At 71.8% G+C, this 26375-nt stretch carries 25 protein-coding genes; 13 read left to right on the top strand and 12 right to left on the bottom strand.

Going from position 1 to position 26375, the window contains the following annotated elements; translation table 11 throughout:
* The 6 genes from ABFX55_RS07175 (at window position 1) to ABFX55_RS07150 (ending at window position 5436) form a co-directional block, all read left to right on the top strand.
* Window positions 1–666, top strand: a complete 666-nt coding sequence (locus tag ABFX55_RS07175; RefSeq protein ID WP_346118824.1) for an amidohydrolase family protein — start codon at window positions 1–3, stop codon at window positions 664–666.
* Window positions 663–1379 carry an amidohydrolase family protein gene (locus ABFX55_RS07170; RefSeq protein ID WP_346118823.1) on the top strand — a complete coding sequence of 239 codons (717 nt, stop codon included), beginning with the start codon at window positions 663–665 and terminating at the stop codon, window positions 1377–1379. The genes ABFX55_RS07175 and ABFX55_RS07170 overlap by 4 nt, the downstream gene beginning before the upstream one ends.
* A complete protein-coding gene (locus tag ABFX55_RS07165; protein WP_346118821.1) occupies window positions 1376–2536 on the top strand; it encodes a DegT/DnrJ/EryC1/StrS family aminotransferase in 1161 nt (386 codons plus the stop codon). The genes ABFX55_RS07170 and ABFX55_RS07165 overlap by 4 nt, the downstream gene beginning before the upstream one ends.
* A gap of 114 nt (window positions 2537–2650) precedes the next feature.
* Window positions 2651–3658, top strand: a complete 1008-nt coding sequence (locus tag ABFX55_RS07160) for an AraC family transcriptional regulator (protein WP_346118819.1) — start codon at window positions 2651–2653, stop codon at window positions 3656–3658.
* Between the two features lie 96 nt (window positions 3659–3754).
* Entirely contained in the window at window positions 3755–4972 is a 1218-nt protein-coding gene (locus ABFX55_RS07155) for a styrene monooxygenase/indole monooxygenase family protein (protein ID WP_346118817.1), read from the top strand.
* Window positions 4969–5436, top strand: a complete 468-nt coding sequence (locus ABFX55_RS07150; protein WP_346118815.1) for a flavin reductase family protein — start codon at window positions 4969–4971, stop codon at window positions 5434–5436. The genes ABFX55_RS07155 and ABFX55_RS07150 overlap by 4 nt, the downstream gene beginning before the upstream one ends.
* Before the next feature lies 1 nt (window position 5437).
* On the opposite strand, the gene ABFX55_RS07145 is transcribed toward ABFX55_RS07150, so the two are convergent.
* Window positions 5438–7417: a hypothetical protein gene (locus ABFX55_RS07145; protein ID WP_346118813.1), complete on the bottom strand. Its 1980-nt coding sequence runs from the start codon at window positions 7415–7417 to the stop codon at window positions 5438–5440.
* 1125 nt (window positions 7418–8542) lie between these two features.
* Between ABFX55_RS07145 and ABFX55_RS07140 the strand changes: the two genes are divergently transcribed.
* The 3 genes from ABFX55_RS07140 to ABFX55_RS07130 all read left to right on the top strand — a co-directional run bounded on the left by ABFX55_RS07140 (window position 8543) and on the right by ABFX55_RS07130 (window position 11376).
* Window positions 8543–9220 (top strand): histidine phosphatase family protein, encoded by a 678-nt coding sequence (locus tag ABFX55_RS07140; protein WP_346118811.1) that lies wholly within the window; start codon window positions 8543–8545, stop codon window positions 9218–9220.
* Between the two features lie 104 nt (window positions 9221–9324).
* Window positions 9325–10827 (top strand): arabinosylfuranosidase ArfA, encoded by a 1503-nt coding sequence (gene arfA / locus ABFX55_RS07135; RefSeq protein WP_346118810.1) that lies wholly within the window; start codon window positions 9325–9327, stop codon window positions 10825–10827.
* Between the two features lie 207 nt (window positions 10828–11034).
* On the top strand, window positions 11035–11376 hold the full coding sequence (locus ABFX55_RS07130) for a hypothetical protein (protein ID WP_346118808.1): 342 nt from the start codon (window positions 11035–11037) through the stop codon (window positions 11374–11376).
* Here the strand turns inward: ABFX55_RS07130 and ABFX55_RS07125 are convergent.
* Window positions 11370–11903 (bottom strand): uridine kinase family protein, encoded by a 534-nt coding sequence (locus tag ABFX55_RS07125; protein WP_346118807.1) that lies wholly within the window; start codon window positions 11901–11903, stop codon window positions 11370–11372. The two genes, ABFX55_RS07130 and ABFX55_RS07125, sit on opposite strands and share 7 nt — an antisense overlap.
* Window positions 11904–12009: 106 nt before the next feature.
* On the opposite strand from ABFX55_RS07125, the gene ABFX55_RS07120 reads away from it, so the two are divergent.
* The gene (locus ABFX55_RS07120) at window positions 12010–13167 is read left to right on the top strand and encodes a CaiB/BaiF CoA transferase family protein (protein ID WP_346118805.1); all 1158 of its coding nucleotides are present in this window, start codon (window positions 12010–12012) and stop codon (window positions 13165–13167) included.
* Between the two features lie 43 nt (window positions 13168–13210).
* Window positions 13211–14701 carry a carboxyl transferase domain-containing protein gene (locus ABFX55_RS07115; protein WP_346118803.1) on the top strand — a complete coding sequence of 497 codons (1491 nt, stop codon included), beginning with the start codon at window positions 13211–13213 and terminating at the stop codon, window positions 14699–14701.
* Here the strand turns inward: ABFX55_RS07115 and ABFX55_RS07110 are convergent.
* The 9 genes from ABFX55_RS07110 to ABFX55_RS07070 all read right to left on the bottom strand — a co-directional run bounded on the left by ABFX55_RS07110 (window position 14698) and on the right by ABFX55_RS07070 (window position 23456).
* Window positions 14698–16542, bottom strand: a complete 1845-nt coding sequence (locus tag ABFX55_RS07110) for a hypothetical protein (RefSeq protein WP_346118801.1) — start codon at window positions 16540–16542, stop codon at window positions 14698–14700. The genes ABFX55_RS07115 and ABFX55_RS07110 overlap by 4 nt on opposite strands.
* Complete coding sequence (locus ABFX55_RS07105; RefSeq protein ID WP_346118799.1) at window positions 16539–17009, bottom strand: sigma-70 family RNA polymerase sigma factor; 471 nt, start codon at window positions 17007–17009, stop codon at window positions 16539–16541. The genes ABFX55_RS07110 and ABFX55_RS07105 overlap by 4 nt, the downstream gene beginning before the upstream one ends.
* 71 nt (window positions 17010–17080) lie before the next feature.
* Complete coding sequence (locus ABFX55_RS07100) at window positions 17081–17476, bottom strand: hypothetical protein (protein ID WP_183645986.1); 396 nt, start codon at window positions 17474–17476, stop codon at window positions 17081–17083.
* Window positions 17473–17925: a hypothetical protein gene (locus ABFX55_RS07095; RefSeq protein ID WP_346118797.1), complete on the bottom strand. Its 453-nt coding sequence runs from the start codon at window positions 17923–17925 to the stop codon at window positions 17473–17475. Before ABFX55_RS07095 ends, ABFX55_RS07100 begins: the two co-directional genes overlap by 4 nt.
* A 24-nt stretch (window positions 17926–17949) precedes the next feature.
* Complete coding sequence (locus tag ABFX55_RS07090) at window positions 17950–18726, bottom strand: carbon-nitrogen hydrolase family protein (RefSeq protein ID WP_346118796.1); 777 nt, start codon at window positions 18724–18726, stop codon at window positions 17950–17952.
* Window positions 18727–18736: 10 nt separating this feature from the next.
* Entirely contained in the window at window positions 18737–19213 is a 477-nt protein-coding gene (locus tag ABFX55_RS07085) for a hypothetical protein (protein ID WP_346118794.1), read from the bottom strand.
* Window positions 19210–20850, bottom strand: a complete 1641-nt coding sequence (locus tag ABFX55_RS07080) for a RyR domain-containing protein (protein WP_346118792.1) — start codon at window positions 20848–20850, stop codon at window positions 19210–19212. Before ABFX55_RS07080 ends, ABFX55_RS07085 begins: the two co-directional genes overlap by 4 nt.
* A 60-nt stretch (window positions 20851–20910) precedes the next feature.
* Entirely contained in the window at window positions 20911–21759 is an 849-nt protein-coding gene (locus tag ABFX55_RS07075) for a DUF418 domain-containing protein (protein WP_346118790.1), read from the bottom strand.
* Window positions 21756–23456, bottom strand: a complete 1701-nt coding sequence (locus ABFX55_RS07070; RefSeq protein WP_346118789.1) for an alpha/beta fold hydrolase — start codon at window positions 23454–23456, stop codon at window positions 21756–21758. The genes ABFX55_RS07075 and ABFX55_RS07070 overlap by 4 nt, the downstream gene beginning before the upstream one ends.
* A 25-nt stretch (window positions 23457–23481) precedes the next feature.
* Between ABFX55_RS07070 and ABFX55_RS07065 the strand changes: the two genes are divergently transcribed.
* Entirely contained in the window at window positions 23482–24645 is a 1164-nt protein-coding gene (locus ABFX55_RS07065) for a pyridoxal phosphate-dependent aminotransferase (protein WP_346118787.1), read from the top strand.
* A gap of 22 nt (window positions 24646–24667) precedes the next feature.
* Window positions 24668–25354 (top strand): aspartate/glutamate racemase family protein, encoded by a 687-nt coding sequence (locus ABFX55_RS07060; RefSeq protein WP_346118785.1) that lies wholly within the window; start codon window positions 24668–24670, stop codon window positions 25352–25354.
* A gap of 29 nt (window positions 25355–25383) precedes the next feature.
* On the opposite strand, the gene ABFX55_RS07055 is transcribed toward ABFX55_RS07060, so the two are convergent.
* Window positions 25384–26328 (bottom strand): LysR substrate-binding domain-containing protein, encoded by a 945-nt coding sequence (locus ABFX55_RS07055; RefSeq protein WP_346118783.1) that lies wholly within the window; start codon window positions 26326–26328, stop codon window positions 25384–25386.
* Window positions 26329–26375 lie beyond the last annotated feature (47 nt).

Below are 26375 nucleotides of genomic sequence, written 5' to 3'. Positions count from 1 at the left end.
GTGCCGAAATTGATTGACGCGCACCGCCTGATCGGGCCCGTGCCCTTCGACGACCTGCCGGAGGACCCGCGGCCCGAGATGGACCGCCTGGGCGTCGAGCGAGCCTACGTGACCCACACGCTGAGCCTCTACTCCGACGCCCACGCGGGCAACCAGGCGCTCTTCGCGCTCGACGACCCGAGGCTGGTCCCCGTCCCCGTCGTCGTCCCCGAGGCGTTCGCGCCGATCCCCTCGTGGCAGGTCGCGATGGTGCGGCTGTGCCCCGAACGGCACAGGTTCGACCTCACGGGACCGGTCGCCCTGCGCTGGCTGGCCGCCACCGACGCCGTCGTCGCCGTCGACCTGGAGGAGACCTCACCCGCCCAGCTGCTCGCGCTCACCACGCGGCTGCCGGAGCTGAGGGTCCTGCTGCTCAACCCCGGCTACCGCAGGCTGCGCGCGATCGCCGAGCTCATGTCGGAGGCGCCGAACATCTGGCTGGAGATCGGCACCGTCAACACCCAGCGCGCGGTGGAGTGGCTGGCCGAGAGGTTCGGCGCCCGCCGGCTGGTCTGGGGCACCGGCGCGCCCGTCCTCGACGACTGCGGGCCCCGTTTCCTGCTCGACCACCTGGAACTGCCCGAAAAGGACGTCGAGCTCATCGCCACGGGAGGCGACCTGCTGTGATCCTCGACGCGCACGGCCACGTCGGCTCATGGCCCGACTTCCTCATCCCCGACCCGACCGCCGACGGCCTGGTCAGCCTCATGGACAGGCTCGGCATCGACGCCATGGGCATCAGCCACCTGCTCGGCGTCGGCCCCGACGCGCAGGGCGGCAACCGCCTGGCCTTCGAGGCCGCCGAACGGCACCCGGGCAGGTTCGGCGTCTGGCAGGTCTACAACCCCCACCACCGCAACCGGCTCGTCACCGAGGGCGTCTGGGGCGTCAAGATCCACCCCGACGTCCACCAGTGCCCGCTCGACGACCCCCGCTACGACCCGGTGTGGGAGCTCGGCCTGCCGGTCCTGGCCCACGGGCAGACCGACTCGCCGTGGAGCGACCCCGCCCAGTTCGCCGTCGTCGCCGCCCGCCACCCCGGTGTGCCGCTGCTCATGGGCCACACCGGCCTGTGGCCCTACGGCTTCACCCGCGCCGCCCGCCTGGCGGCCGACCACCCGAACCTCTACCTGGAGACCTGCGGCTCGAAGATGACGGGCCGCTGGATCGCCCGCCTGGCCGAGCTGGCGGGCGCCGACCGGGTGCTGTTCGGCTCCGACTCCTGCTTCCTGGACCTGCGCGTCGGCTACGGCCGTATCGCCCTTGCGCCGCTCGACGAGGCCGACAGGGCGCTCATCCAGGGCGGCAACCTGGCCCGAATCCTTGGAGGTCAAGCGTGACCCTCGCCATCCACGGCGGCGCCCCCGTCCGTACCGCCCCCTGGCCCTCCTGGCCGCCGCCCATCGACGACGCCCAGCGCAAGCTCGTCACCGACGTGCTGGAGAGCGGCCTGTGGGGCGCCACCCAGGGCGGCAGCGTCGTCTCCGACCTGACCACCGCCTTCGCGGCGCTGTCCGGCGTGCCGTACGGCGTGGCGGTGGGCAACGCCACGCTCGGCCTCTTCGCCGCCCTGCGCGGCCTCGGCGTGGGCCCCGGCGACGAGGTCGTCATCCCCGCCTACACCTTCGTGGCCTCGGCCACCTCGGTCCTGCTCACCGGCGCCACCCCCGTCATCGTCGACGTCGACCCCGTGGACCTGCACCTGTCCACGGCCGCGGTGGAAGCGGCGATCACCTCGAGGACCACCGCCGTCATGCCCGTCCACCTGGCGGGCAGCCCCGCCGACATGGACCCGATCAACGACCTGGCCGCCGACTACGGCCTGGTCGTCGTCGAGGACGCCGCGCAGGCCCACGGCGCCACCTACCGCGGCCGTCCCATCGGCGGCCTCGGCGACGCGGGCGTCTACAGCTTCCAGGCCAGCAAGGCGATGACCGCGGGGGAGGGCGGCCTCATCGTCTGCCGCGAGGAGTCGGCCTACGAGGCGATCTGGTCGGTCTGCAACCTCGGCCGCAAGCTCGGCGGCCAGTGGTACGGTCACCCGACCGTCGGCTGGAACCTGCGCCTCACCGAGATCCAGGCCGCCCTGCTGCTGCCCTGGCTCGACCGGCTGGAGGCCGAGCTCGACCGGCGCGAGGCCTTCTGCGCCGCGCTGGAGCGCGAGCTGGCAGCGGGCGGGCTGCCGGTCGGTTTGGTCCCGCAGCCGCAGGGCACCACCCGCGACTCCCGCCACCTGCTGATGCTCCGCTTCGACACCCCGATCGACAGGTCCTTCCTGCTGTCGGCCATGGCCGCGGAGGGCGTCCCGCTCGACTCCGGCTACCCGCCCCTCGGCACGATGAGCGCCCTCACCGAGGCGGGCGCCCGCGCCGAGCCGTGCCCCGCCACGCAGGCGGCCTCGGAGAACGTCGTCTGGGTCCGCCAGTCGATGCTCATGGACGACCCCGCCCGCGCGAGCGACATCGCCGAGGCCCTCGCCAAGGTGCTGCAGGAGTGAGACTTACTTTGTAAAGGCGTCCACGCCGCCTGTGTGCACAAGTACGTGGACGACCTCCCGCGCCTGCCGTCATGATCGCCGCGACACCGGTACCGGAGCGCGGGAGCGTCGCAGATGCGGGAGAAGGTCCTGCTGGGAAACAGGCCGCTGTTCGCCAGCGCCGACCTGGACGAGGTGCGCGAGCAGGTGGCGCGGGTGTTCTGCCCGCATCGCCTCGACCTGACGGGCGACTTCGCCCTGCTGAACGCCAGGTTCAACTCGGCGCAGCTGGGCGCGGTGCGGATCAGCTACCTCGACTACGCCGCGGATGTGCGGATCGAGCCGGGCGAGCTGGAGTCGTTCTTCCTGGTCCAGATCCCGCTCGCGGGCCGCAGCCTCATCCGCTGCGGCGGCCAGGAGATCGTCTCCACGCCCGTGCTGGCCTCGCTGCCCTCGCCGACCGAGTACCTGGACATGCGGTGGGCGGCGGGCTGCCCGCAGCTCATCGTCAAGTTCGAGCGGGCCGCGGTGGAAAGGGCGCTGGAGCAGCTGCTCGGCGCGCCGATGGACCGGCCGCTCGTCTTCGACCTCGGCCTCGACCTGACGGCCGGCTGGGCGCGGGCCTGGCGCGGCATGGTGGACCTGATCGTCGCGGAGGCCGAGCACGACGACGGCCTGGCCGCCCAGCCGCTGGCCGTCGCGCACCTCGAGAGCGCCATGCTCACCTCGCTGCTGACCATGCAGCCCTCCACCTACAGGGAACGGCTGCTCGCTCCCTGCCCGCCCGCGCTGCCCAAGGTGGTGGGAAGGGCGGCGCAGTTCATCAGGGAGCACGCCCACGAGCCGCTGACGACCGAGCAGGTGGCGCGCGCCGTGGCCGTCAGCGGGCGCTCGCTGCAGGAAGGCTTCCGCCGCCACCTCGGCCACACCCCCATGTCGTACCTGCGGGAGGTGCGGCTGGTCAGAGTGCACGAGGAACTCCTCGCCTGTGACCCCGCGCACCGTACGGTCACGGCGGTGGCCGCCGGCTGGGGCTTCACCCATCAGGGGCGATTCGCCGCGGCCTACAGGCAGCGCTTCGGACAGCCGCCGTCGGCCACGTTGCGCGGAGATCGTGCGCCAGGCGGACGGGATCCGCGCTGAGCGGATGGCCCGAGCCTCCCCCTCGCCCGTACGGTTTCACCAGGCGCCTGACCGATCCACCCTCATCCACTCCATCCCCTGAAGGGAAGCCTCACCATGCGCGGAATCCTGATCGTCGGCGCCGGGCAGGCCGGCCTCCACCTGGCCGTCGGACTGCTGAAGAACGGCTACGACGTCACCGTCGTCACCGATCGCTCGCCGGAGGAGATCCGCGACGGGCGGGTGACCTCCAGCCAGGCCATGTTCGGAACCGCCCTCGGCCATGAGCGCGACCTCGGCCTCGACCTGTGGGCCGGGTCCTGCCCGCCGATCGAGGGCATCTCCTTCACCGTGCCGGGCCCGGAGGGTCCCGTGATCGACTGGGCCGCCAGGCTGGACGCGGCGGCGCACTCGGTCGACCAGCGGGTGAAGATGCCCGCGTGGATGGCCGAGTTCGAGCGGCTGGGCGGCAAGCTCGTCGTGCACGAGGCGACGGTCGCCGACCTGGAGACCTACGCCGCGCAGTACGACCTGGTCATGGTGGCCGCGGGCAAGGGGGCGATCGCCTCGCTGTTCGAGCGTGACGCGGCGCGCTCGCCGTACGACAGGCCGCAGCGGGCGCTGGCGCTCACCTACGTGCACGGGCTCACGCCGCGGCCCGATCATTCGGCGGTCTGCTTCAACCTCGTCCCGGGGGTGGGGGAGTACTTCGTCTTCCCCGCGCTGACCCTGTCGGGGCCGTGCGAGATCATGGTCTTCGAGGGCGTGCCAGGCGGGCCCATGGACTGCTGGGCCGACGTGCGCACCCCCGCCGAGCACCTGGCCAGGAGCCGGTGGGTGCTGGAGACCTTCCTGCCGTGGGAGGCCGAGCGGTGCGCGGACGTGGAGCTGACCGACGACCTCGGCGTGTTGTCGGGCCGCTTCGCCCCCGTGGTGCGGCGGCCCGTGGCGACCCTGCCCTCCGGCGCGCGGGTGCTCGGCGTGGCCGACGTGGTGGTGCTCAACGACCCGATCACCGGGCAGGGCGCCAACAACGCGGCCAAGTGCGCCGCCTCCTACCTCGACAGCGTGCTGGAGCACGGCGACAGGCCCTTCGACGCGGCCTGGATGACGGCCGCCTTCGAGCGTTACTGGCAGGTCGCCGGTCATGCGACCGCCTGGACCAACGCGCTGCTGGCGCCCCCGCCGCCGCACGTGCTCGAACTGCTGGGCGCGGCGGGCGGTCTGCCGCAGGTGGCCTCCCGTTTCGTCAACGGCTTCGACGATCCCTCCGACTTCGCCGAGTGGTTCATGGACCCGGCCAAGGCCCACGCCTACCTGGCGGCGCTGTCATGAGGTCGCTGAGGGAGGCGCTCGGCATGTACGCCACGGGGGTGGCGGTGGTGACCACCGCGCTGGAGGACGGGCGCAGGGCGGGGGTGACGGTCAACTCCTTCACCTCCGTCTCCCTCGACCCGCCGCTGGTGCTGTGGTGCCTGTCGAGGCGGGCGCCCAGCGCGGGCCTGTTCCTGCGGGCGGGCAGGTTCGTGGTGAACGTGCTGGCCGCGGGCCAGGACGAGCTGTCGCGCCGGTTCGCCACCCCAGCGGAGGACAAGTTCGCGGGGGTGGCGACCAGCTCGGCGGCGGGCGGGCTGCCCGTCCTGGAGGGCACGCTGGCCAGCTTCGCCTGCCGTACGGTGACCGTGCACGAGGGCGGCGACCACCTGATCTTCGTCGGCGCGGTGGAGCAGTTCGACCGCACGGGCGGTGAGCCGCTGGTGTTCCACTCGGGGCGCTACCTGGAGCGGGTGGCGGGGTGACTCAGCAGATCCTGTAGGTGTAGAAGTTCTCGAAGCGCGACAGGTACATGTGCCCGTCGGGCCCCTTGAGCAGGATCGAGATCGGGCGGGCGATGAGGGTCAGCGCCATCGTCGCCCTGTCGATGCGGTAGGCCTTGCCCTGCACCTTGCCGTACAGCCTGCCGTCGGAGCCGAGCTCGATGTTGGTGTCGAGCCAGACCTGGGTGGCGGTGGCCCACGGATAGGTCTGGTGCTTGACCGAGCGCAGGGTCGCGCCGGTGGCGGGGTCGAGCTCGTAGAGGGCGTCGGGGGACAGGCCCCACAGCTTGCCTTCGCCGTCGAAGGTGATCGATCCGAGCGCCAGGTCGCCCGCCACGGGCTTGGTCCGCCACTTCAGGGAGTCGGTGGCGATGTCGTAGGCGAAGGCGACGGCCGCGTCGTCCTGCGGGGTGCTGATGCCGCCGAAGGCGGAGGTCGTGCCGTAGATGACGCCGTCGCGGTAGGCCAGGCCGATGATGCTGTGGCCGGGGATGAGGTTGCGCCTGATGACGCTCCTGCCGGTGGCCGGGTCGTACAGGCCGAGCGCGCCGCCGACCGTGCCCACCTTCGGGACGGTGCCGAACGCCAGCCAGTCGCCTGCCGAGATCATCGCGAAGGGGCGGTCCTGCTCGTGCTCGGCGAGGTTGAGCAGGAGCCTGGGTTCGCTGCCCGTCCACTCGTAGATCCTGGCCCACGGGTAGACGCCGAGGTAGAGCTTGCCCTGGTGGGTGACCATGCCCTCGCTCTGGCCGACGTTGGGCCAGAACTGCGACTCGCCGGTGCGGGGGTCGTAGGCGGCCAGTCCGCCGGTGAAGAAGCCGCCGCCGTAGACGCGGCCGTCGGGGCCGACGGCCATCGATCGGATGCTGACCGGCTGCCCCGTGAGGGTGCCCTCCAGCAGCTCGCCCTTGCCGCTGTTGCGGTCGTAGTGCCAGATCCGCCCGGTGGAGCCCGTGCCCACCAGCGTGTGGCCGATCCAGCCGAGGGGTCTGGCCGCGCCGCCGCCGTAGTCGGTGAACCCGGTCCTGGTGACGACCTGGCCCGACTTGAGGTCGTAGGCGACGAGCTCCTCGTTCTGGAAGAGGTGGACCTGGTGGCCGTGTCTGCCGCCGCCGACGGTGAGGCTGTCGACGTCCTCGACGACATCCTTCCAGGCGCCGGTCTCCAGGTCGTAGACGCCCATCGGGTTGGTGTTGGTGGAGGTGGAGAACCTCACGAGCAGGTGGCGGCCGACGACGTCCACGTCGTAGGCGTAGCCGTGGCCCTCGATGGGCGGGTCGATGACGCGCAGGGTGGTGCCGTCCTGGCCGATGACGGCGACCTTCATGTTCTGCGCGCCGACGCCGGCGTAGACCGTGCCGTCCTCGGCGACGGCCAGGTCTCTGAGGTACTGCTCGCCGGGAACCGGGCTGCCCAGGTCGGTGATCTGGCCCGTCGCGGTGTCGTAGCGGACGAGCTTGCCGTTGGGCGAGGTTCCCGCGTAGACGGACCTGCCGTCGGGGGAGGCCGCGACGGTCCACACGAACGACTCGCCAGGCGCGGCCATGCCGAGCTCCCTGACCTGGTCGGCGGCGGGGTCGTAGCGGAACAGCCGGCCCATCGCGCCCGCGGTGGCGTTGTAGCTGCCGACGTACACGGCGTGGTCGGGGGCGACGGTCACCGCCCATGAGCCGAGGGCGAGGGGAAGGGGGCGTTCGGCGATGAGGCTGCCGTCGCCCGCCTTCCTGATGCCGAGCATCGCGGGGCCCGAGGCGCTGGAGGTCACCGAGTAGACGCGGGGGCCGTCGGGGTGGGTCGCGTCGAGCGCGGTGCCCGCCGTGGTGGCGCCGGTGAGCGGCATCGTGCCGAGGTTCTTGAAACCGCACCCGGTGGGCGGTGCGGCGGCGGTTTCGGCCTGGGCCGGGACTGCGGGGGTGAGGGCGAGTAAGAGGGCCAGAGCCGCTGCCCGCCAAGATACGGTCATGGCCGTAATTCTGTCAGCTCCCTCCTCGCCGGGGAAGCGCCCCGGCCCCCCCGAGGGAACCGGACTGTCGCCGCCCACCTTCGGTGCTCCATGGAGGCGTTGTCGCGTGCGGGAGGTGCTCCGAAGGTGCAAGTGGCCATAGAAGCCGAAAAACTACGATATGTGACTGTCCGAATACTTTTTGTAAGCCGCATGCAAGGGCTCGGCCCTACGGTCGGGGCTGATCCCAGCCGCCGATTCGTCCATAGGAGCACCGGGTGTCCGAGCCGCCCTCTTCCCAGCAACCAGCAGAGCGCCCGAGCCGGTTCCGTCGATGGATCAACGGACTGAGCTCCACGGCGCAGTTCCTGGTCGCCTTCACCGCGGTGGTGGCGGCGGCCCTCGGGCTGTGGGGCGCCCTCGGGTTCCCGCTGCCCGAAGCGCCATCGGCCGCGGGCGGCGCGAGCACCCGGACCGCCGGGCCTCACTCAGCCACGACGTCAGGCTCGCGCCCTACCGGCGTCGAGACCGCTTCTCCCGCGCCGGCCACCGGCGCCTCGCCTCAACCTGAGACTCGCAATGCCACCCAAGAGGGTCGAACGGTCACTCTCGGGCCTGGCTACGGCATCCACCTTGACTCTCTGGAGTTGAACTGGGGCGTTGGCCCGGCATACGGCGACAATCTCAACGTCGATCGGAACAGCGTCGAATGGGAGGGAGATGCCGCCCCCACAAGTGGGGGTCCCGACTACAACGCATGCACCGCGGTCACCGCCTACAGCCACCGAACGGCTCGGTCCACCATGAGCGATGGAGACGAGTTCTGCGCCAGGACCAAAGGGGGTCGGTATTCGTGGGTCAGGTTCGTCAGGATCGAGGCCGACCCCGTCGAGGTGTCTGTCGTCACCTGGGAGTAGGCGCTCTTCGCCCGCGTCTCGGGACGGCCCGAGCGCCGAGGCGTACCGCGGGCCCCGCTTCGCCGTGCGGCTCGTCGGTTCGGCCTGCGGGTGGTCGTCGGCGACGTCGACGGTCACCTGCGCGCTCGACGCCTCGCCGGTCAGCTTCCGTCCAGGGCCGCGCCCAGCGAATTGAACTGCTTTCACCGCTTTTCAGGTGCGCAGGTGCCGGCGGGGGCAGAATGATCATATGACCGGGCCCCGGCGGATCATCGCGGTACGACACGGCCAGAGCGAGGCCAACCTCGCCTTCCAGGAGGCGATCGGCGTCCCGCTCTTCTACGAGCCTGGCGACGACGAGATCGCGCTGACCGCGCTGGGGCGCGCGCAGGCCGCGGCCCTGGGCAGGCACCTGGCAGCGCTTCCTCCGGAGGAGGCGCCCGAGGTCGTGTGGTGCTCGCCGTACCTGCGGGCCAAGGAGACCTGGAGGGTCGCCCAGCGGGCATGGGGCGCCCCTCCGCTTCCCGTGAGCGTCGACGCGCGGCTGCGCGACAGGGAGTGGGGCGAGCTGCGCTACTACAACCTGGCCGCGCTGGAGCAGCGCTTCCCCGACGAGGTGGCGCGGATGCTGGCCCAGGGCGAGTACGGCTACCGCCCGCCTGGCGGCGAGTCGTTCGGCGACGTGGCGGTCAGGCTCAGGGACTTCCTGGCCGACCTGGTCTCGAGCGGCGAGCGGCGGCGCGTGCTGATCGTCGCCCACGACTCGGTGGTGCTGGTCCTGCGCCACGTCATCGAGCAGGCGCACGACGCCGACCTGGCGGCCGTCGACGTCCACGCCCCGATCAGGAACGCCTCCGTCTCGACGTGGGCCGCGCCGGACGGGCGCCTCGAGCTTGTGTCGTTCAACGAGGTCGGCCACCTCGACTGAACAAGGGGTTGACCCCACGAGACACAGCGTTAACACTCGTCTCCAAGTGAGCGTTAACAGTACCAAATGTTAACGCTAACATCAGTTCATCTAGGAGAAGCTCAGTGCTGACCGCGCACCTCACTCTGGATCCCGCCTTCCGGGTGGCCCCCGTGCACCGCCGCACCTTCGGCACCTTCGTCGAGCACCTCGGCCGCTGTGTCTACACAGGGATCTACGAGCCCACGCACCCTACCGCGGACCGGGACGGCTTCCGCCAGGACGTGCTCTACCTGACCAGGCAGCTGGGGGCGACCAGTGTCCGCTACCCCGGTGGCAACTTCGTCTCCGGCTACCGGTGGGAGGACGGCACGGGCCCGCGCGAGCAGCGTCCCACCAGGCTGGACCTCGCCTGGCACTCCACCGAGACCAACGAGTTCGGCCTGGAGGAGTTCATGGCCTGGTGCCGCAAGGCGGGCGTCGAGCCGATGATGGCGGTCAACCTCGGCACCAGGGGCATCGAATCCGCCCTCGACCTCCTGGAGTACTGCAACATCGACGCGGGCACCCACCTGTCGGACCTGCGGGTCGCCAACGGCGCCAAGGAGCCGCACGCCGTCCGCATGTGGTGTCTCGGCAACGAGATGGACGGCCCCTGGCAGATCGGCCACAAGAGCGCCAGGGAGTACGGCAGGCTCGCCGCCGAGACCGGCAGGGCGATGCGCATGCTCGACCCGGGCCTCGAACTGGTGGCCTGCGGCAGCTCGGGCTCCAGCATGCCGACCTTCGGCGCGTGGGAGGCCACCGTGCTGGAGGAGACCTACGACGTCGTCGACTTCATCTCCTGTCACGCCTACTACGAGGAGCACGACGGCGACCTGGCCAGCTTCCTGGCCTCGGCCATGGACATGGACCACTTCATCGACTCCGTGGTGGCCACCGCCGACAGCGTCGGCGCCAGGCTCAAGAGCAAGAAGAAGATCAACATCTCCTTCGACGAGTGGAACGTCTGGTACCTGTCGCGCTACCAGAACGCCGAGCCCATGACCGGATGGCCGGTCGCCCCTCCGCTGCTCGAGGACCACTACCACCTGGCCGACGCCGTGACGCTCGGCGGCCTGCTGATCTCGCTGCTGCGCCACAGCGACCGCGTCACCTCCGCCTGCCTGGCCCAGCTCGTCAACGTGATCGCCCCGATCATGACCGAGCCGGGCGGGCGCGCGTGGAAGCAGACCACCTTCCACCCCTTCGCCCAGGCCGCCGCCTACGCCACGGGCGACGTCCTGCGGGTCGAGACCACCTCCCCTGTCCACGAGACCAGCAGGTTCGGCGAGGTCGCCGCGCTCGACGCCGTCGCCACCCACGACGGGGAGTTCACCACCGTGTTCGCGGTCAACCGCTCGGTGGACCAGCCACTGACCCTCACCGCCGACCTGCGCTCCCTCGGCGCGCTCCGGCTGGAGGAGGTCACCACCCTGTCGGGCCCCGACCCCTACGCCCGCAACAGCGCCGACACCCCTGACGCGGTGGCGCCGCGCGCCAACGCCGATGCCCGCCTGACCGACGGCAAGCTCGAGATCACGCTGCCCGCCGTCTCCTGGAACGTCATCCGCCTCGCCCGCCAGTGATCCCGCGCCATCGGGGGGCGCGGCCGAAGTCCCCTGGCCGGATCCGGCGGTCGCTCTCCCGATGTCGCCACCTTCCACCTCGCCCGCCTGCCGGGGATCGGCCCCGGCCAGATCCTCGACCCGATCAACGTCGACCTGCTGGCCGAGAACGGGCTGAGGCCCGAGGACTTCAGCCCGCCCATCTGGGAACGCGCCCACATCGACGGCGTGCTGTACGCGGTGCCGTTCGACGCCCACCCGATGGTGCAGTACTCCAACACCGACCTGGCCGAGAAGGCGGGGCTGCTGGGCGCCGACGGCAGGCTCGCGCCCACCGAGGGCGAGGAGGGCGTGTGCGACCCGAACACCGACTACGGCGCCTCGGTCGCCGCCTTCCAGAACGGCCAGGCGGCCTTCCTGCGGAACGGCGACTGGGAGACCACGACGTTCAAGCTGGCCAAGACGCCGTTCAGCATGGCGCGCTTCCCCGCCGTGCGGTTCGTGGTCTTCGTGCTGTTCCAGCGTCATATCATCCGCGGCGTCGCGCACACGGGGCTGGCCGGTCAGTGACGCGTGCCGTCGAGGACGGCATCGGCCCCCTCCCTGGTGCCGTCCTCGGCGAACCACCGCTCCTCCGCCTCGAACCACGCCAGCCACCGCCGCTCCAGCTCGGGCCCGTCCCGCTCCAGTACCCTGGCCAGGCGCACCGGCCTCGGCACCTCGACCCACACCCTGAAGGCCACCAGCGGGGTACGGCGGGCGGTCCCGACGCCCTCGATGACGAGCACGGGCGCGACGGGCACGCTCACGAGCTCGGCGTAGGCCCCGCGCACCCAGTCGTAGCGGCGGAAGGCGCCCGCCCTGCCCGAGGCGAGGGGACGCAGCACCTGCTCCTCCAGCGCGGCGAACCAGGGCCCAGGGCCCTCCTCCCACGGCACGGGGAAGTCGTCACTGTGCACGATCTGGGCGCCGAGCGCCCGCCCCAGCCGCGCCGCGAACGTGGTCTTGCCCGAACCCGCGGGCCCGTCGACGGCGACCACCCTGGTCCCGCCGCAGGAGGGCGGCCGGTCCATGACGCGTTTCACCAGGTGGTCCACGCACCAGATCCTGCCACGCCGGAACGGGGACCTGACTGTCGAGTGCGGGCTCTCGCCTGAAAGGCTAGAAAGCCGTAGGCTCGGCGACCATCACAGGAGGTTGATCTTGCGCGGACCCCTCGGCGACATCGTCGTCCTCGACCTGTCCAGGGCCCTGGCCGGGCCGCACGCCGCCCAGATGCTCGGCGACCTGGGCGCCAGAGTGATCAAGGTCGAGCATCCGGGCGGCGGCGACGAGTCACGCGGGTGGGGCCCGCCCTTCGTCGGCCCTGACCACGACATCTCCACCTACTTCCTGGCGGCCAACCGCAACAAGCAGTCCATCGCCGTCGACCTGAAGTCGGACGAGGGCAGACGGCTCGTCGAGCGGCTGGTACGGCAGAGCGACGTCCTGATCGAGAACTTCCGCACCGGCGTGCTCGACCGCCTGGGCTTCCCTGTCGGGCGGCTGCACGAGCTCAACCCGCGCCTGGTGATCCTGTCGATCACCGGCTTCGGCCACGACGGCCCCGAGGGCGGCAGGCCGGGCTACGACCAGATCGCCCAGGGCGAGGCCGGGCTCATGTCGCTCACGGGGCCGTCCAAGGACGAGCCGTACCGGGTGGGTGCCTCCATCGCCGACCTGCTGGCCGGCATCCACGGCGCCTACGGCGTGGTCGCCGCCCTCTACGCGCGCGAGCGCACCGGCAGGGGAGAGGTCGTGCGCACCTCCCTGCTGGCCGCCGTGGCGGGCGTGCACTCCTACCACGGCACGGCCTGGACGGTCGGCGGCACGGTCCCGGTCGCGGGCGGCAACCACCACGCCTCCATCGCCCCCTACGGCGCATTCCGCTGCGCCGACGGCATGCTGCAGATCGCCGCCGCCAACGACGGCCAGTGGCGCAAGGTGGCCACCTTGCTGGACATCGACCCCGATGACGCGAAGTATGCGACGAACAGGCAGAGACTCGCGCACAGGGACGAGTTGATCGCACAGATGGAGAAGTCGCTCGCCCGTCGCGACAGGGACGACTGGCTGACCGCGCTGGCCGACCTGGGCGTGCCCGCGGGCGCCATCCGCACGCTGGATGAGGTGTACACATGGGAGCAGACCCGTTCCCAGGGGCTGGTCGTGGAGGTGGAGCACCCCGTGCTCGGCACGATCGAGCTGCCGGGACCGCCCCTGCGCTTCGACGGCGCCCCGCAGGCGCGGCACACCGCCCCTCCGGCCCTCGGGCAGGACGGCGAGGCCGTGCTTTCGTGGTTGGCGGAACGGGAACGGTGATCCGCGCGTCAACATTGCAGCACTCGTCGACAGCAGGGGAGCAGTGGTGAGCCGGCCGGATGCGCGCACTCTCATCGAGACGGTCCTCGACAAGGGGTCGTGGAAGTCATGGGACACGCCGCCCGCCGACCCCGCCGTGTCCGGCTCCTCCTACGCCGACGAGCTGGCCGCCGCGCGGGCCAAGACCGGGTTCGACGAGTCGGTGATCACCGGTGAGGGCTTCCTCGGCGGTCACAGGGTGGCCATCGTGGCCTGCGAGTTCGCCTTCATGGCCGGCTCCATCGGCGTCGCCGCGGCCGAGCGGCTGGTGCTGGCGGTCGAGCGCGCCACCCGCGAGAGGCTGCCGCTGCTGGCCTCGCCCGCCTCGGGAGGCACGCGCATGCAGGAGGGCGCGCTCGCCTTCGCGCAGATGGTCAAGATCACGGTGGCGGTGCAGCGGCACCGCGACGCGGGCCTGCCGTACATCGTCTACCTGCGCCATCCCACGACCGGCGGTGTCTTCGCCAGCTGGGGCTCGCTGGGTCATGTGACCGCGGCCGAGCCTGGCGCGCTGATCGGCTTCCTCGGGCCCAGGGTGTTCGAGTCGCTGCACGGCTACGCCTTCCCCGAGGGCGTCCAGGTGGCGGAGAACCTGTTCGCGCACGGTCTGGTCGACGCCGTCGTCTCGGCCGAGGACGCCCGCGAGGTGGCGATCAGGGCGCTGACCGTCCTCGCGGCCGAGAAGGAGGGCCTGGTCGCGGGGCAGGCGCCGGAGGAGGCACTGCGCCCCGTCGAGGCGTGGGACGCCATCACCCGCTCGCGCCGCGACGACAGGCCGGGCATCAGGACCCTGCTCAAGCTCGCCGCCACGGACGTCACCCCGCTGAACGGCACCGGCGAGGGCGAGGCCGATCCAGGGCTGCTGCTCGCCCTGGCCAGGTTCGGCGCCGCGCCCGCCGTCGTGCTCGGCCAGGACCGGCGCAGGCAGCGCGCGATAGCGCCGCTCGGCCCCGCCGGGCTCCGGGTGGCCAGGCGCGGCATGCGGCTGGCCGCCGAGCTGGGCCTCCCGCTCGTCACCGTGATCGACACGGCAGGGGCCGCGATGTCGAAGGCCGCGGAGGAGGGCGGGCTGGCCGCCGAGATCGCCCGCTCCCTCGCCGACCTCGTCATGCTCGACGCCCCGACCGTCTGCCTGCTGCTCGGCGAGGGCGCGGGCGGAGGGGCGCTGGCCCTGCTGCCGGCCGACAGGGTGCTGGCCGCCCAGCACGCCTGGCTGTCGCCGCTCCCGCCGGAGGGCGCCTCGGCGATCCTCTACCGCAGCGTGGACTTCGCCCCCGAGATCGCTCAGGCGCAGGGGGTGCGCGCCACCGACCTGCGGCGTGACGGCATCGTGGACAGGATCATCCCCGAGGAGCCCGACGCCGCCTACGAGCCGAGGGCCTTCTGCGAGCGGGTGGCCAGGGCGCTGGAGTTCGAGATCGCACGACTGCTGGAGACGCCGAAGGCGGACAGGTTGCCTGCCCGCCTCGCGCGCTACCGCTCTCTCGGGATCTAGTCCAGTCGCCAGAACTCCTTGCCTGCGGCGTCGTAGCCGATGACGAGAGCTCCCCCCTCGGCCTTCTTCGACGGCGTGGAGAACAGCACGAGGCCGAGGCCCCACGGGTCGGGCGTGGTCGCCGCCGCGACCAGACGGGATCCGTCCTGGTAGACCATCTCGACCCGGGCCGTGCCCTTGATCGCGATGCCGGCGAAGATCTCGTCGCCGTGAGTGTAGGTGGCGTCCTCGAAGTCCCGCATCTCGACGGTGGTCTGCTGTCCTTCCCGCCACATGATCAGGCAGCCGTCCTGGTGGGTGACGGTGACCCCGCCTGCCAGCGTGGCGGCCCTGCCGACCGGAGGGGAGGCCGAGCAGCCGGAGGGCGCCACGCCGCCGATCGAGATGCCGAGATCACCGGCGGGGTCGCGCAGGTTGAACGACTCCATCCCGCCCTGGTAGGGGACCGCCCAGATCTTCAGCGGCGCGCCCGCGGGGGCGTGGATGGTCCCCTTGGTGCCGGACTTCTCCGCCGTCACCTGGGTGATGCCGGTTCCTGCCACGCCGATCGCGATCGTGCCGAGGTCGGGCAGGCGGTGGGCGTAGTGGGTGGCGATCGGCTGGAAGGCGTCGCAGGTGGTCGCCTTGCCGGGCACCGAGCGGCACAGGCCGTCCCAGGTCCTGCCGTCGGCGAGCGTCACCTTGCTGAACCACACCTTGGCGGCGCCGATCGTGACCACCTCGCCGATCGGCGGGTGCGGGTCCCACTTGGGCCGGTCGGCGGGATGGTCCTCCCGCCAGAGCACCTTGCCGGAGGAGTCGCTGCCAACCAGCTCGAAGCCCTCGAGGTAGGGGTCGCCGGAGCCTGGCAGCTCGCCGGCGAACAGGCTGACGCCCACCTTCCACGGGTCGGTCCTGACCGTGGCCTCCAGGGAAGCGCCGCCCTTGCGGGCCAGCGTGACCTTCGCCGTGCCCTTACGGGCGATGCCGAACCAGCGGTCGCCGTTGACCCTCAGCTCCACCGGGTAGCGCTTGCCGCCCATGTCGGTCATCAGGTCCTTGGCCCTGACGAAATTGAGTCCGACCTCGCGGCCGCCCCTGGTCCAGATGAGTGTCCTGTCGGGCGTGAGGTAGGGCCGCACGCTCATCCCCTTCATCTCCACCGCGGGACCGGCGGGTTTGCCCTGGGCGGACTCGGGCAGCATGGCGGCCTGCGACTCCACCCGCGCCAGGACGGAGCCGTCGGCGCCGGCGAACTCGTAGTGGCCGATCCGCTGGGTGGAGGGATGGGTGACGGTCCAGGCCTGAAGCGGCGCTCCCGAGGGCCGGTACAGCGCGCCGTCGAGCCGCTTGCCGTCCTTGGTCACCGCCGTCACCTTCGCGACGTTCTCGCGGGCCGCGCCGTAGACGAGGACGTTCTCGCGCGGCGGCACCGACTCCGTGCTGCCCTCCCGCCAGGCGGCGTCACCCTCATGGCGGGCCAGGTCGTCGCCGCACCCGCTCGTGCCCGCGCCGCCGGCGTACTGGATGTCGCGGCAGAAGACGAGCGCGCCCTCATGGTTCCTGGCGAACCACAGGCGCATCGGCCGGTTCTCGGCCGGGTTGTCGATGACCAGCGCCTGGCCGACGGGGGTCGGCTTGGGCGGAGGTCCCATCGTCACCTGACGGTCCTGGAACCCGCCGAGCAGGACGGGCACGAGCAGGGCGACCAGCGCGACGGGCAGCGCGACCAGCACCACCCCCCACCGGCGCAGCGGCCCGCGCCTGCGCTCCTGCACGCGCAGCCAGGCGGTCGGGCTGGTCTCGTAGGTCTGGGCCCTGGCGTCGAGGGCGGCGCGCAGGCGCTCTTCGAGGTCGTTCACAGCTTCCCCCTGAGGGCGGCGAGGCCGCGGCTGGCGTGCGTCTTCACCGAGCCGGGCGTCACGCCCATGGCCTCGGCGATCTCTCGTTCGGACAGGTCGAGCCAGTAGCGCAGGATCAGCGCCTCGCGCTGACGGCGCGGCAGCGCGTCGAGGGCGGTCAGCAGCTCGCGGTGCTCCTCCGCCACCAGGACGGCATGCTCGCTGCTGCGGGCGTGCTCGGGCGGCTCGGGACGGCGCAGGCGCATGATGCGCAGGTGCCGCAGCCGGTTGCGGGTCAGGTTGCAGACGGTCGAACGCAGGTAGCCGAGTGCGGCGCCCTCGTCACGCAGGCGGCGGGAGTGCAGCCTGGCGAACGCCTCCTGGGCGATGTCCTCGGGGTCGTCCGCGCCCAGCAGACCCGCCAGCCGTACGAGCGACTGGTAGTGCGCGGCGAACAGCTCCGCGTGCCCCGGGGGCGCGGGCGCCATGGTGGGTGTTTCCATCACGTCTGAGAGACCCCTGAGGGGACGGCCGGTTGACGGCGGCGCCGAGATTTCTTCTACGTGACGGGCAGGCGCTCGACCCTGATCGAGAAGACCTCTTCGCGTGGCACGACGACCTCGTAGGCGCCGTGGTCGACCATCCAGTAGCCGAGGGCCTCGGCCTTCATGCCGCTGTGGCCGGTGTAGGCGATGTGCAGGCCGTCGTCGTCCTCGTCGAGGATGACGCACGGCTCGCCGCCGAAGGCGCCGACCGTGCGCACCAGCACGAGCCACTCCAGGTCGGAGCGGTCCACGGTACGCCGCCAGTAGCCGGAGGCGGCCTCGAAGCCCTCGAGCTCCTCCTCGCTGAACAGCACGACCTCGTCGCTGTCGGGGCCGATCGCCGCCGGATGGGTGTGTCCCCTGTGGCGGGCGACGAAACCCGAGGCCACGGGAACGATCTCGTCGCTCATGCGGAGGGCCGCCAGGTGAGCCCGTCGTAGAGGGCGAAGGGCCGCTCGCCCCCGTCGCTCACGTGCACGATCTCGGCCCCCGCGGGGATCGGCATCGGCGCGGTGTGGAACTGGGGGACCACGTGCTCGCGCGAGGTGGTGAACCCGTTCCCCGCGAACGGCGGCGCGTCGCTCCAGTCGCCGCCCATGTGCGGCCCGTACGGCACCGCGTAGGTGTCGACGTCTCGCGCGTACCACCGCATGACGTACAGCTCGGGCACCTCCGCGCTCAGCTCCGATCCTTCGAACGACAGGTCGAGCCCCAGGAACAGGGTGCGCGGCGTGGTCAGCCGCGCGCAGTCCTGCACTCTGTAGACGTAGCCGGAGATGACCGTGCGCTTGCCCGACAGGTAGGGCACGAGCAGCCGAGGCGGCACCACCTTCTGCATCTGCGTCCTACGCTCGTTCACGACACCACTTTACGATCTCTTGGCCTACAGCACTCTGTGTTCGAGGCAGGGCAGGGCCGCGCGAGCCGAAGCGGTCGCCTCGGGATCGACCTCGACCACCTGCACGGCGGGTCCGCTACCCAGGTCGGCGCGGACCACGCCCAGCGGGTCGACCAGCATGCTGCGCCCGATGCCGAATCCGTCGCCCGACTCGGAGGGGTTGGGCGCCTGGCCGACGGCGGCGGTCCACATCGTGTTCTCCAGAGCCCTGGCGCGCACCAGCGTGATCCAGTGGTCCTCCTTGAGCGGGCCCGAACCCCAGGCGGCGATCACCGCGAACAGGTCGGCCCCCCTGTCGACCAGCGCCCTGGCCAGCTCGGGGAAGCGGATGTCGTAGCAGGTGAGCAGGCCGATCCTGAGCCCGGCCAGCTCGACCACGGTCGGCTCGGAGCCAGGGGCGACCAGCTCCGACTCGCGGAAGCCGAAGGAGTCGAACAGATGGATCTTCCTGTAGGCGGCCACGACCGCGCCCGAGGCGTCGATCGCGACGGCGGTGTTGTGGACCCTGCCCTCGGCGGGCTCGAACACTCCTGCGATCACCGCGACGCCGTGCTCGCGGGCCGCGGCGGCCAGACCGGTGACGAAGGGCCCCTCGAGCGGCTCGGCCAGGTCGCTGACGCTCCTGCCGAACCTGGTCAGGGTGGCCTCGGGGAAGATCGCCAGGTCGGCGCCCTGCGCCCTGGCCAGGGCCTCCGTGGCCCGCTTGAGGTTGGCGGCGGGATCGGGGGAGACCGGCAGCTGGCACAGGGCGATTCTCGTCACGCCTCCGAGACTATGCCCGCATGGAACCGGGCGGCCAGATCACCCGTACGGGCTTGCCCGCCCGCCTGGCCATGGCCACCACGTCGGCCGTGCCGCCGGGCCCCGCGGGCGGCCCGCCGTCCCAGACGGCCACCAGCTCGTCGGCGGCCTCCAGCATCGCCTTGGCGGCGGCGAGGTAGGCGGGCACACCCGCGTCGTCGAAGGGCAGCAGGACGACCTGGCCTGCCTTGCCGAGCAGCAGGTCGTAGGTGCGGCGGGCCGCCGCGGGCAGGCTGTCCCTGTAGCGGCGGGCGGGCAGGACGGCGCGCAGCTCGCCCCCGGCCGCGATGGTCTCGGCCGCGAAGATCTGGTCGGCGCCCTCGGCCAGGCAGGACAGTCCCACCAGCCCCGGCCCCGCGCCGGCCAGCTCCTCGCGCAGCGCCCTGCCGACCAGCTCCACGGTGTGCGGGGTCAGCGCCCTGTGGCCCGTCACGGCGAGCTTCGTCATCGGGTGCGCACCACCTGGAAGCCCGCGATGGCCAGGATGTCGGGCAGGTTCCTGATCGTCTCGCGGTCCTTCTCCTTCGCCGAGATCGACAAGGTGGCCCAATCTTCTATGTCGGGATGCGTCCGCTTCGCATCGTCCCTCAGCGGTCCGTGCCTCCAGCCGCGTGACAGCATCATCCGCATCCAGCGCACGTGCTCCATCTCGGCGAGAACCTCGATCTCCTCCTTGGTGAAGGCGAAGTCCAGCTCGGGATCGACCCGGGGGCCGAGAGCGCAGCCGACCTCCCTGAGCTTCCTGCCGATGTCCTCGGCCAGCAGCCTGTTGGACTCCTTCTTGTCCTCCTCCAGCTCCTCCCATGGCACCAGCGAGGAGTTGAGCGACGGGCTGCCGCCCCTGCTCGCCTGGTCGGCGAGGTAGTGGTGGTGCGCCGTCGTGGCCAGGGTCTCCACCAGATCCTCGGCGATCAGCCCTGGATCGGCGGCGGCGTCGGTGAAGGGGAAGACCCTGAGCGCGCCGTCGAGCCCCTCCAGCAGGCCCGCGTCGAAGGCCGCGGCGTGCTCGACCCGGACGACCAGTGACCCTGGGCCGCCTCCCCACAGCCGCAGCGAGGTCAGCGCGGTCTTCAGCGCGAGGTCCTGGTCGGGGTAGCAGACGTAGACCCTGCGCGGCGGCGGCCCCTCGGGCAGCGCGTCGGGCCGGCTCACCTGTTCGGGCTCCAGGTCGAGCGCGGTCAGCTCGCAGGACTTCAGCAGCAGGTCGTGCCTGACGGACAGGGCCGCCACGACGCCGGACGCCTCCGCGTCGACGACCGTGACGGGCAGCGGGCCCGCCGCCGGCGAGCGTGGACGCCACTGCCTGGCCAGCTCCAGCAGCAGTGTCCTGCCGAACGTGCCGAGACCGATGATCATGACGGGCGCCGGTTGGCCGATCGGGTCGCTCTTCAGCAGCGCCCTGGCCGCCAGCGCGTCGGGGTTGAAGAAGTCGAGGTGCAGACCGGTGGGGCGGGTCAGGCCGAGGCGTCTGGCGCGTAGCGCCGCGCACAGGTCGGGATCGGAGATGAGCCCGTAGGCGGCGAGGGGGCGGCCGCCTGGCCTGCGCAGGGCGTGCGCGGCCAGCGCGATCGCGGTGTTGGTCGCGCTGTCGCTCTCGCAGGCGTACAGGACCGAGGCGCGCTCGACGCCCGCGGCGCGCAGCACGGCGGGATCCCTGGGGTCGCCTGCGACGTGCATGACGGCCCTGTCGGCGCTGGGGGAGGCGGCGATCCGCACGACGGGGCGGCGCGCCGTACGCAGGCGCCGGGTCAGCGCCTGCGCGATCGGGCCGGTGCCGCAGATCACCGCGTGCCCGCGCGAACGGCGGGCGCGCAGCCGCCTGATCTCGGTGGAGAACAGCAGCAGCAGGCCGGCCACCAGGGCGTAGACGGTCGCGGCCGGCGCGGTGAAGCGGGCCACCTCGAGCGCCCATCCCAGGGGCGCGTGGCCGACGTCGAAAGGCGCGGGATCGAGGACGAACAGCTGCAGCGAGTAGTAGACGAGGTCGAACACGGACGAGTCTGGCCCCAGGAAGGCGGCGAAGCCGGTGATCCCGAGAACGAATGAGGCGAGCACGAGCACGGCGAACGACAGCCGTAGCGTCACAGTGTCTCCCGACCTTGGACAGTCCTTCCGCTTCTCGTGTATCCGGGGGCGGGGGCGCCGTCAACGGTCAGAAGCGACGAGCCTGTTGCCCACCGGCTTCCATCGGGTGAGCGCCCGCCACGCCCATTCGAGCGGGCCGTACCTGAACCTGGACAGCCACCACCAGCTGAACAGCAGTTGTGCCAGCAGCGTCACCCCCGTCACCGCCAGCACCGGCCAGCGTGCAGGGCCGGTCAGCACGATGACCACGGTGCCGGTGACGTAGTTGGTCAACGCCATCCTGCCCAGCGGCTCCAGCCATCGAGGCCGCAGGTAGAAGATCGCGGTGGAATAGGCCGCCGCCCCCGCCACCCCGGCGACCACGTAGATCCACCACTGCCCGGTGATCGGATAGAGCCACGTGGACACCGCCGAGACGGCCGCGGACACCACGAAGCCCGGCAGCAGCCAGCGACGGCCGGGCCGCAGTTCCATCAGCGTCATGCCGATCAGGAAGAGCCCCGGGATGATCAGGATGCCGCCGCCCATCCACGTGCCCCACCCGAGCGCCGCGACGCCGAGCACCAGGATCGGCCATCCGGCCGACAGGAACGAGGCGGGCAGCAGCACACCGAGCCCGAACAGCGCGTAGTCGGTCAGCACCTCGCCCGGGTACCAGGTGTGCTGGACCAGACCGAACAGCAGCAGCCACAGCAGCCTGCGCAGCAGGACCCACCGGGAGGCGCCGCGCAGCACCAGCACGAAGCTGATGCCGAACAGCAGCGAGAAGATCGGGTAGAAGCGGCCCTGGAAGAAGGTCTCGACCCACCACTCGCCCTTGGGCCCCTCGTGGTGCTGCCAGGTGTTGACCAGCATGATCCCGCACACCGCGAAGCCGCGGAGCGCGTCGAGCTCTCTGATGCGTGTCAAAGGAACCAGGACCACCACCATACGAGGAACCCCGCCGCGACGGTCGCGGCCAGGCTGTTGGGGATTGTACGGGCGCGAGCCAGCGCCACCACGGTAAGCACCGCCGAACCCGCCGCGATCCATCCGTACAACTCCAGCATGCGCGGCACGCCCACGGCCAGCGCCGTCTCGTTCGACTTCATCAGACCCCACACCGCGTCGGCGGCGAGGCCGGTGAACGCCAGGCCCGTGAGGCCCGCGAAGGCGGTCAGCGCCCTGCCCCTGATCGCGCCCATGACCAGCTGGGCCAGGCTGGCCAGCACGAACAGCGCCGGCGGCGCGGCCAGCCACGGAGCGGTCATCGCCTGGTAGGGGGCGCCTGTGACGTGCAGGTCGCCGGGCCGCACGGCGGGAAGGCCGCGCAGGGAGGGGTCGCAGGGCTGCTTCCAGCCCTCGGGATCGGCCAGGAAGGCGGCGATGGTGCGTGCGCCGCACCGGTCGGAGAGGAACACCGCGTGTCCCACCCCCGCGAACTCGACGAAGCGGGCGTGGGGCAGCCGCTCGGCGGCGGGTCTGGCGGTCCTGGTGGGCGTGGTGGGGTCGTACTGTCCTCCGAGCACCAGGACGGGCGCCTTCGTGGTGGCCTTCGTCGGCTTCGAGGCCGGCAGCCGCCACTCCGCGCACACCACCCTGTCCACGTTCACGGTGAACAGGCGCGATCTGTCGGGGAAGGTGGCTTCGTCCTGGCACTGGACGGCGTGGTAGAGCCCGAACTCGTGGGAGGCCAGGCCGGGGCCCGTCTGGTCGGCCAGCGGGCGCAGCAGTTCGTCGTGCCCCTCGGCGAGCGCGCCGACCAGCGCGGGGGCCGCGGCGATCACACTCGTGTCGTGCAGCCCCTCGGCCAGCACGGTCGCCACGTCGTCGCCCGTCAGCCTGGCGGTGAACGCCCTGCCGGTCAGCGGGTCGGTGGTCGGCACCAGGGCGGGGGCGTCGTTGAGCCGCCCGGTCATCACCTCGAAATCCTCGTCGATGCCGAGCGCGGCCACCGTGTCGTCCAGGTTGCGGTCGGCGTCGCCGTACCAGGAGACCTCCTGCGGCAGGAAGGAGTCGAGCACGACGGCGGCGGTCCCGCCGGGGTCGGCGGCGGCCGCGTCCACCATCACCCTGGTGGAGTAGCTGACGCCGAACAGGTTCCACTTCTCGTAGCCGAGCGCCTTGCGCAGGTCCACGACGTCGGCGGCGATCTCCTTGGTGTTGTACCCGCGCAGGTCGACGCCCGCCTCCTCGTGGCGCCTGCGGCAGTCGCGCGCGCCCTTGGCCACGTCGGCGCCGGAGGCGCGCAGCCGGTCGAGCATCGCCGCCACGGTCTCGGGGCAGCCGAGAGTGGGCTTGGAGAACCTGCTGCCGCGCTGTTCGACGGTCACGACGTCGCGGTCGGGAAAGAGCGCCGCCAGGTAGCCGGTGAGCTGGATGGAGGCCGAGCCGGGGCCTCCGCTCATGTAGACCACCGGATCGCCCGACGGATCGTCGGACCGGTGGACGGCGTAGCCCACCCTGATCGTCGTGCCGGGGGCGTCGCGGCGCTCGGGCACCACCAGGAAGCCGCACCGGGTTCCCTCGGGCATCGCGACGGGACACGCCCTGGCCTCCAAGGGGGCAGGAGCGGCGGTCAGAGGGCCGGACACGAGGACGAGGGCGAGGGCGACCCGGGTGATCACCCCTCGAGACTAATAGTCTGGCCCTGTGAGCGATCCCCTTGTTTCCCGCATGCGACGGTTCGGGACCACCATCTTCGCCGAGATGAGCGCGCTGGCCGTAAGGACCGGGTCGATCAATCTGGGGCAGGGCTTCCCCGACACCGACGGCCCCGCCTCGATGCTCGACCGCGCGGTGGAGGCCATCAGGTCGGGCGTCAACCAGTACCCGCCGGGGCCGGGTCTGCCGCAGCTGCGGCAGGCGGTGTCGGAGCACAGGAGGCTGCACTACGGGCTCGACTACGACCCCGACGGCGAGGTGCTGGTCACCGTGGGGGCGACCGAGGCGATCGCGGCGACGGTGCTGGCCCTGTGCGAGCAGGGCGACGAGGTGATCGCCTTCGAGCCTTACTACGACTCCTATGCCGCCTCCATCGCGCTGGCGGGCGCGAGGCTGGCCGCGGTCACGCTGCGCCCGAAGGAGGGCCGCTTCACCTTCGACCCCGACGAGCTGCGCGCCGCCGTCACACCGCGCACCAGAGCGATCCTCGTCAACTCGCCGCACAACCCGACGGGCACCGTCTTCACACCCGAGGAACTGGCCGTCATCGCCGAGGTGTGCCAGGAGCGCGACCTGATCGCGATCACCGACGAGGTCTACGAGCACCTCACCTTCGACGGCGTCGCGCACGTCCCGCTCGCCACGCTGCCCGGCATGCGTGAGAGGACCGTGATGATCTCCTCGGCGGGCAAGACGTTCTCCGTCACGGGGTGGAAGACCGGCTGGGTGTGCGCGCCGCCCGAGCTGACGCGGGCGGCGCAGACGGTCAAGCAGTTCCTCACCTTCACCGTGGGCGGGCCCTGGCAGCTGGCCGTGGCGCACGGCCTGCGCGAGGAGCTGGGCTGGGTGGCCGAGCTGCGGGCGGCGCTGCAGAGCAAGCGCGACAGGCTCATGAGCGGGTTGTCGGGCGCGGGCTTCGAGGTGCTGAAGCCGTCGGGCACCTACTTCGTGCAGACCGACATCAGGCCGCTGGGCTTCACCGACGGGCTCGAGCTGACCAGGCGCCTGCCCGAGCTGGCGGGCGTGGTGGCGATCCCGACGCAGGTCTTCTACGACCACCCCGAGCGCGGAAGGCACTTCGTCAGGTTCGCCTTCTGCAAGAAGGACGAGGTCATCGACGAGGCCGTGACCAGGCTCAAGCGGCTCGGCTAATACTGGTATACCGTTACGCGGCATGGAGATCCTGGTGGTCAACCCCAACCGCGTCGACGGCTGCACCCGCCTGATCCACGCGGCGGCCCGCGCCGCCGCCGCGCAGGGCACGACCGTCACCACGCTCGCGCCGGGGCGCGGCCCCGTCGAGCTGACGGGGCAGTCGGAGGTGCTGTTCAGCGCGGTCGGCGTGCTGGAGGTCATCGCGCGAACGCCCGCCGACGCCGTGGTCATGGCGGGCTTCGGCGAGCCTGGCAAGGAGGCCGCGCAGGAGCTGACCTCCGCGCCCGTGCTCGACATCACCGAGTGCGGCCCGCTGCTGGCCCGCGCGCTCGGGGCCTCCTACACGATCGTCACCTCCACCGCCGCGGCGGTGCCGATCGTCGAGGACCGCCTCAGGGCGCTGCGCCTCGACGCGGCCTGCGCCGCCGTACTGGCCTCGGGGCAGAGCGTGCCCGACCTGGTCGAGCGGCGGGAGCGGGCCCTGGAAGCGGTGGCCGGCGTCGCCGCGCTGGCCGCGACCGAAGTCGTCGTGCTGGGCTGCGGCGGCATGGCGGGCATGGCCGCCGACGTCGCGGCGGCCACGGGGCGCGTCGTCGTGGACGGCGTGGGCGCAGCGGTCAAGCTGGCCGAGTCGCTGGGCGCGCTGGGCCTGGCCCCCGCCAGGGCGCCTCGCCCGCCGGTCACCGGCTGGCCGTTCGACGACTGACCCGGAGGGAGGCGAGCGCGCGGGACGCCTCAGGCGATCACCTTCACCGGCAGCTTCCGCTGCCTGACCGCCCCGCGCACCGCCTTGGCCAGCTGCGCGTACTCCGCCGCCCGCGCCGAGCTCGCCCGGTAGGCCAGGCCGATCGTCCGCCCCGGCGCGGGATGGGCGAAGCGGCGCAGCGCCAGCCGTACCCTCTTGCCCGTCTCCACCGGCACCGCCGACTCCGGCAGCAGGGTCACCCCGAGCCCGCCCGCGACCAGTTGCACCAGCGTCGGCAGGCTGGTGGCGTAGGTGGTCGCGGTGGCCCGCGCCCCCACCTCCCTGCACACGTCTATCGCCTGCTCGCGCAGGCAGTGGCCCTGGTTGAGCAGCACGATGTCGAGGCCCTTCAGCGCCGACCTGCTCAGCGGCGCGTCCTCGGCGGCCAGGGGATGCCCCTCGGGCAGCGCCAGCAGGAAGTCCTCGTCGTAGAGCGGCTCCTCCACCAGCCCGCTCGTCTCGGTCGGCAGCGCCAGCAGCACCAGGTCGAGCCTGCCCTCGCGCACCTCCTCCACGATCGTCTCGGTCTTGGCCTCGTGCACCGTCAGCTTCAGGTGCGGGAAGCGTCTGGCGAACATCGGCAGCAGCGCGGGCAGCACGTACGGCGCGACGGTCGGGATCACCCCGAGGTGCGCGGGCCCGCTGAACGGCTCGCGGTTCCTGTCGACCTCGCCGATGAGGTCGTCGACCGCGGCGAGCACCCTGGTCGCGTGCACGGCCACCCGCTCGCCCGCAGGGGTGAGCAGCACCCTGCGGGTGGTCCGCTCCAGCAGCTGGGTGTCGAGGATCTCCTCCAGCGCGGAGACCGACGCCGACAGCGCCGGCTGGCTCATCCGCAGCGCCGTGGCCGCCTCCCTGAAGTGGAGATGGTCGGCTACAGCGAGGAATGCCCGCAGCTGAGCCAGGGTGGGCGAGGGTTCACTGATAGGAATCACCTCTCAGATTCGTCCGACTGCTCGATTTCTCGGATCAATGCTAGATG

Source organism: Nonomuraea roseola (assembly GCF_039535395.1).
Taxonomy (GTDB): domain Bacteria; phylum Actinomycetota; class Actinomycetes; order Streptosporangiales; family Streptosporangiaceae; genus Nonomuraea; species Nonomuraea roseola.
This window is presented reverse-complemented; position numbering and strand designations above follow the sequence as displayed.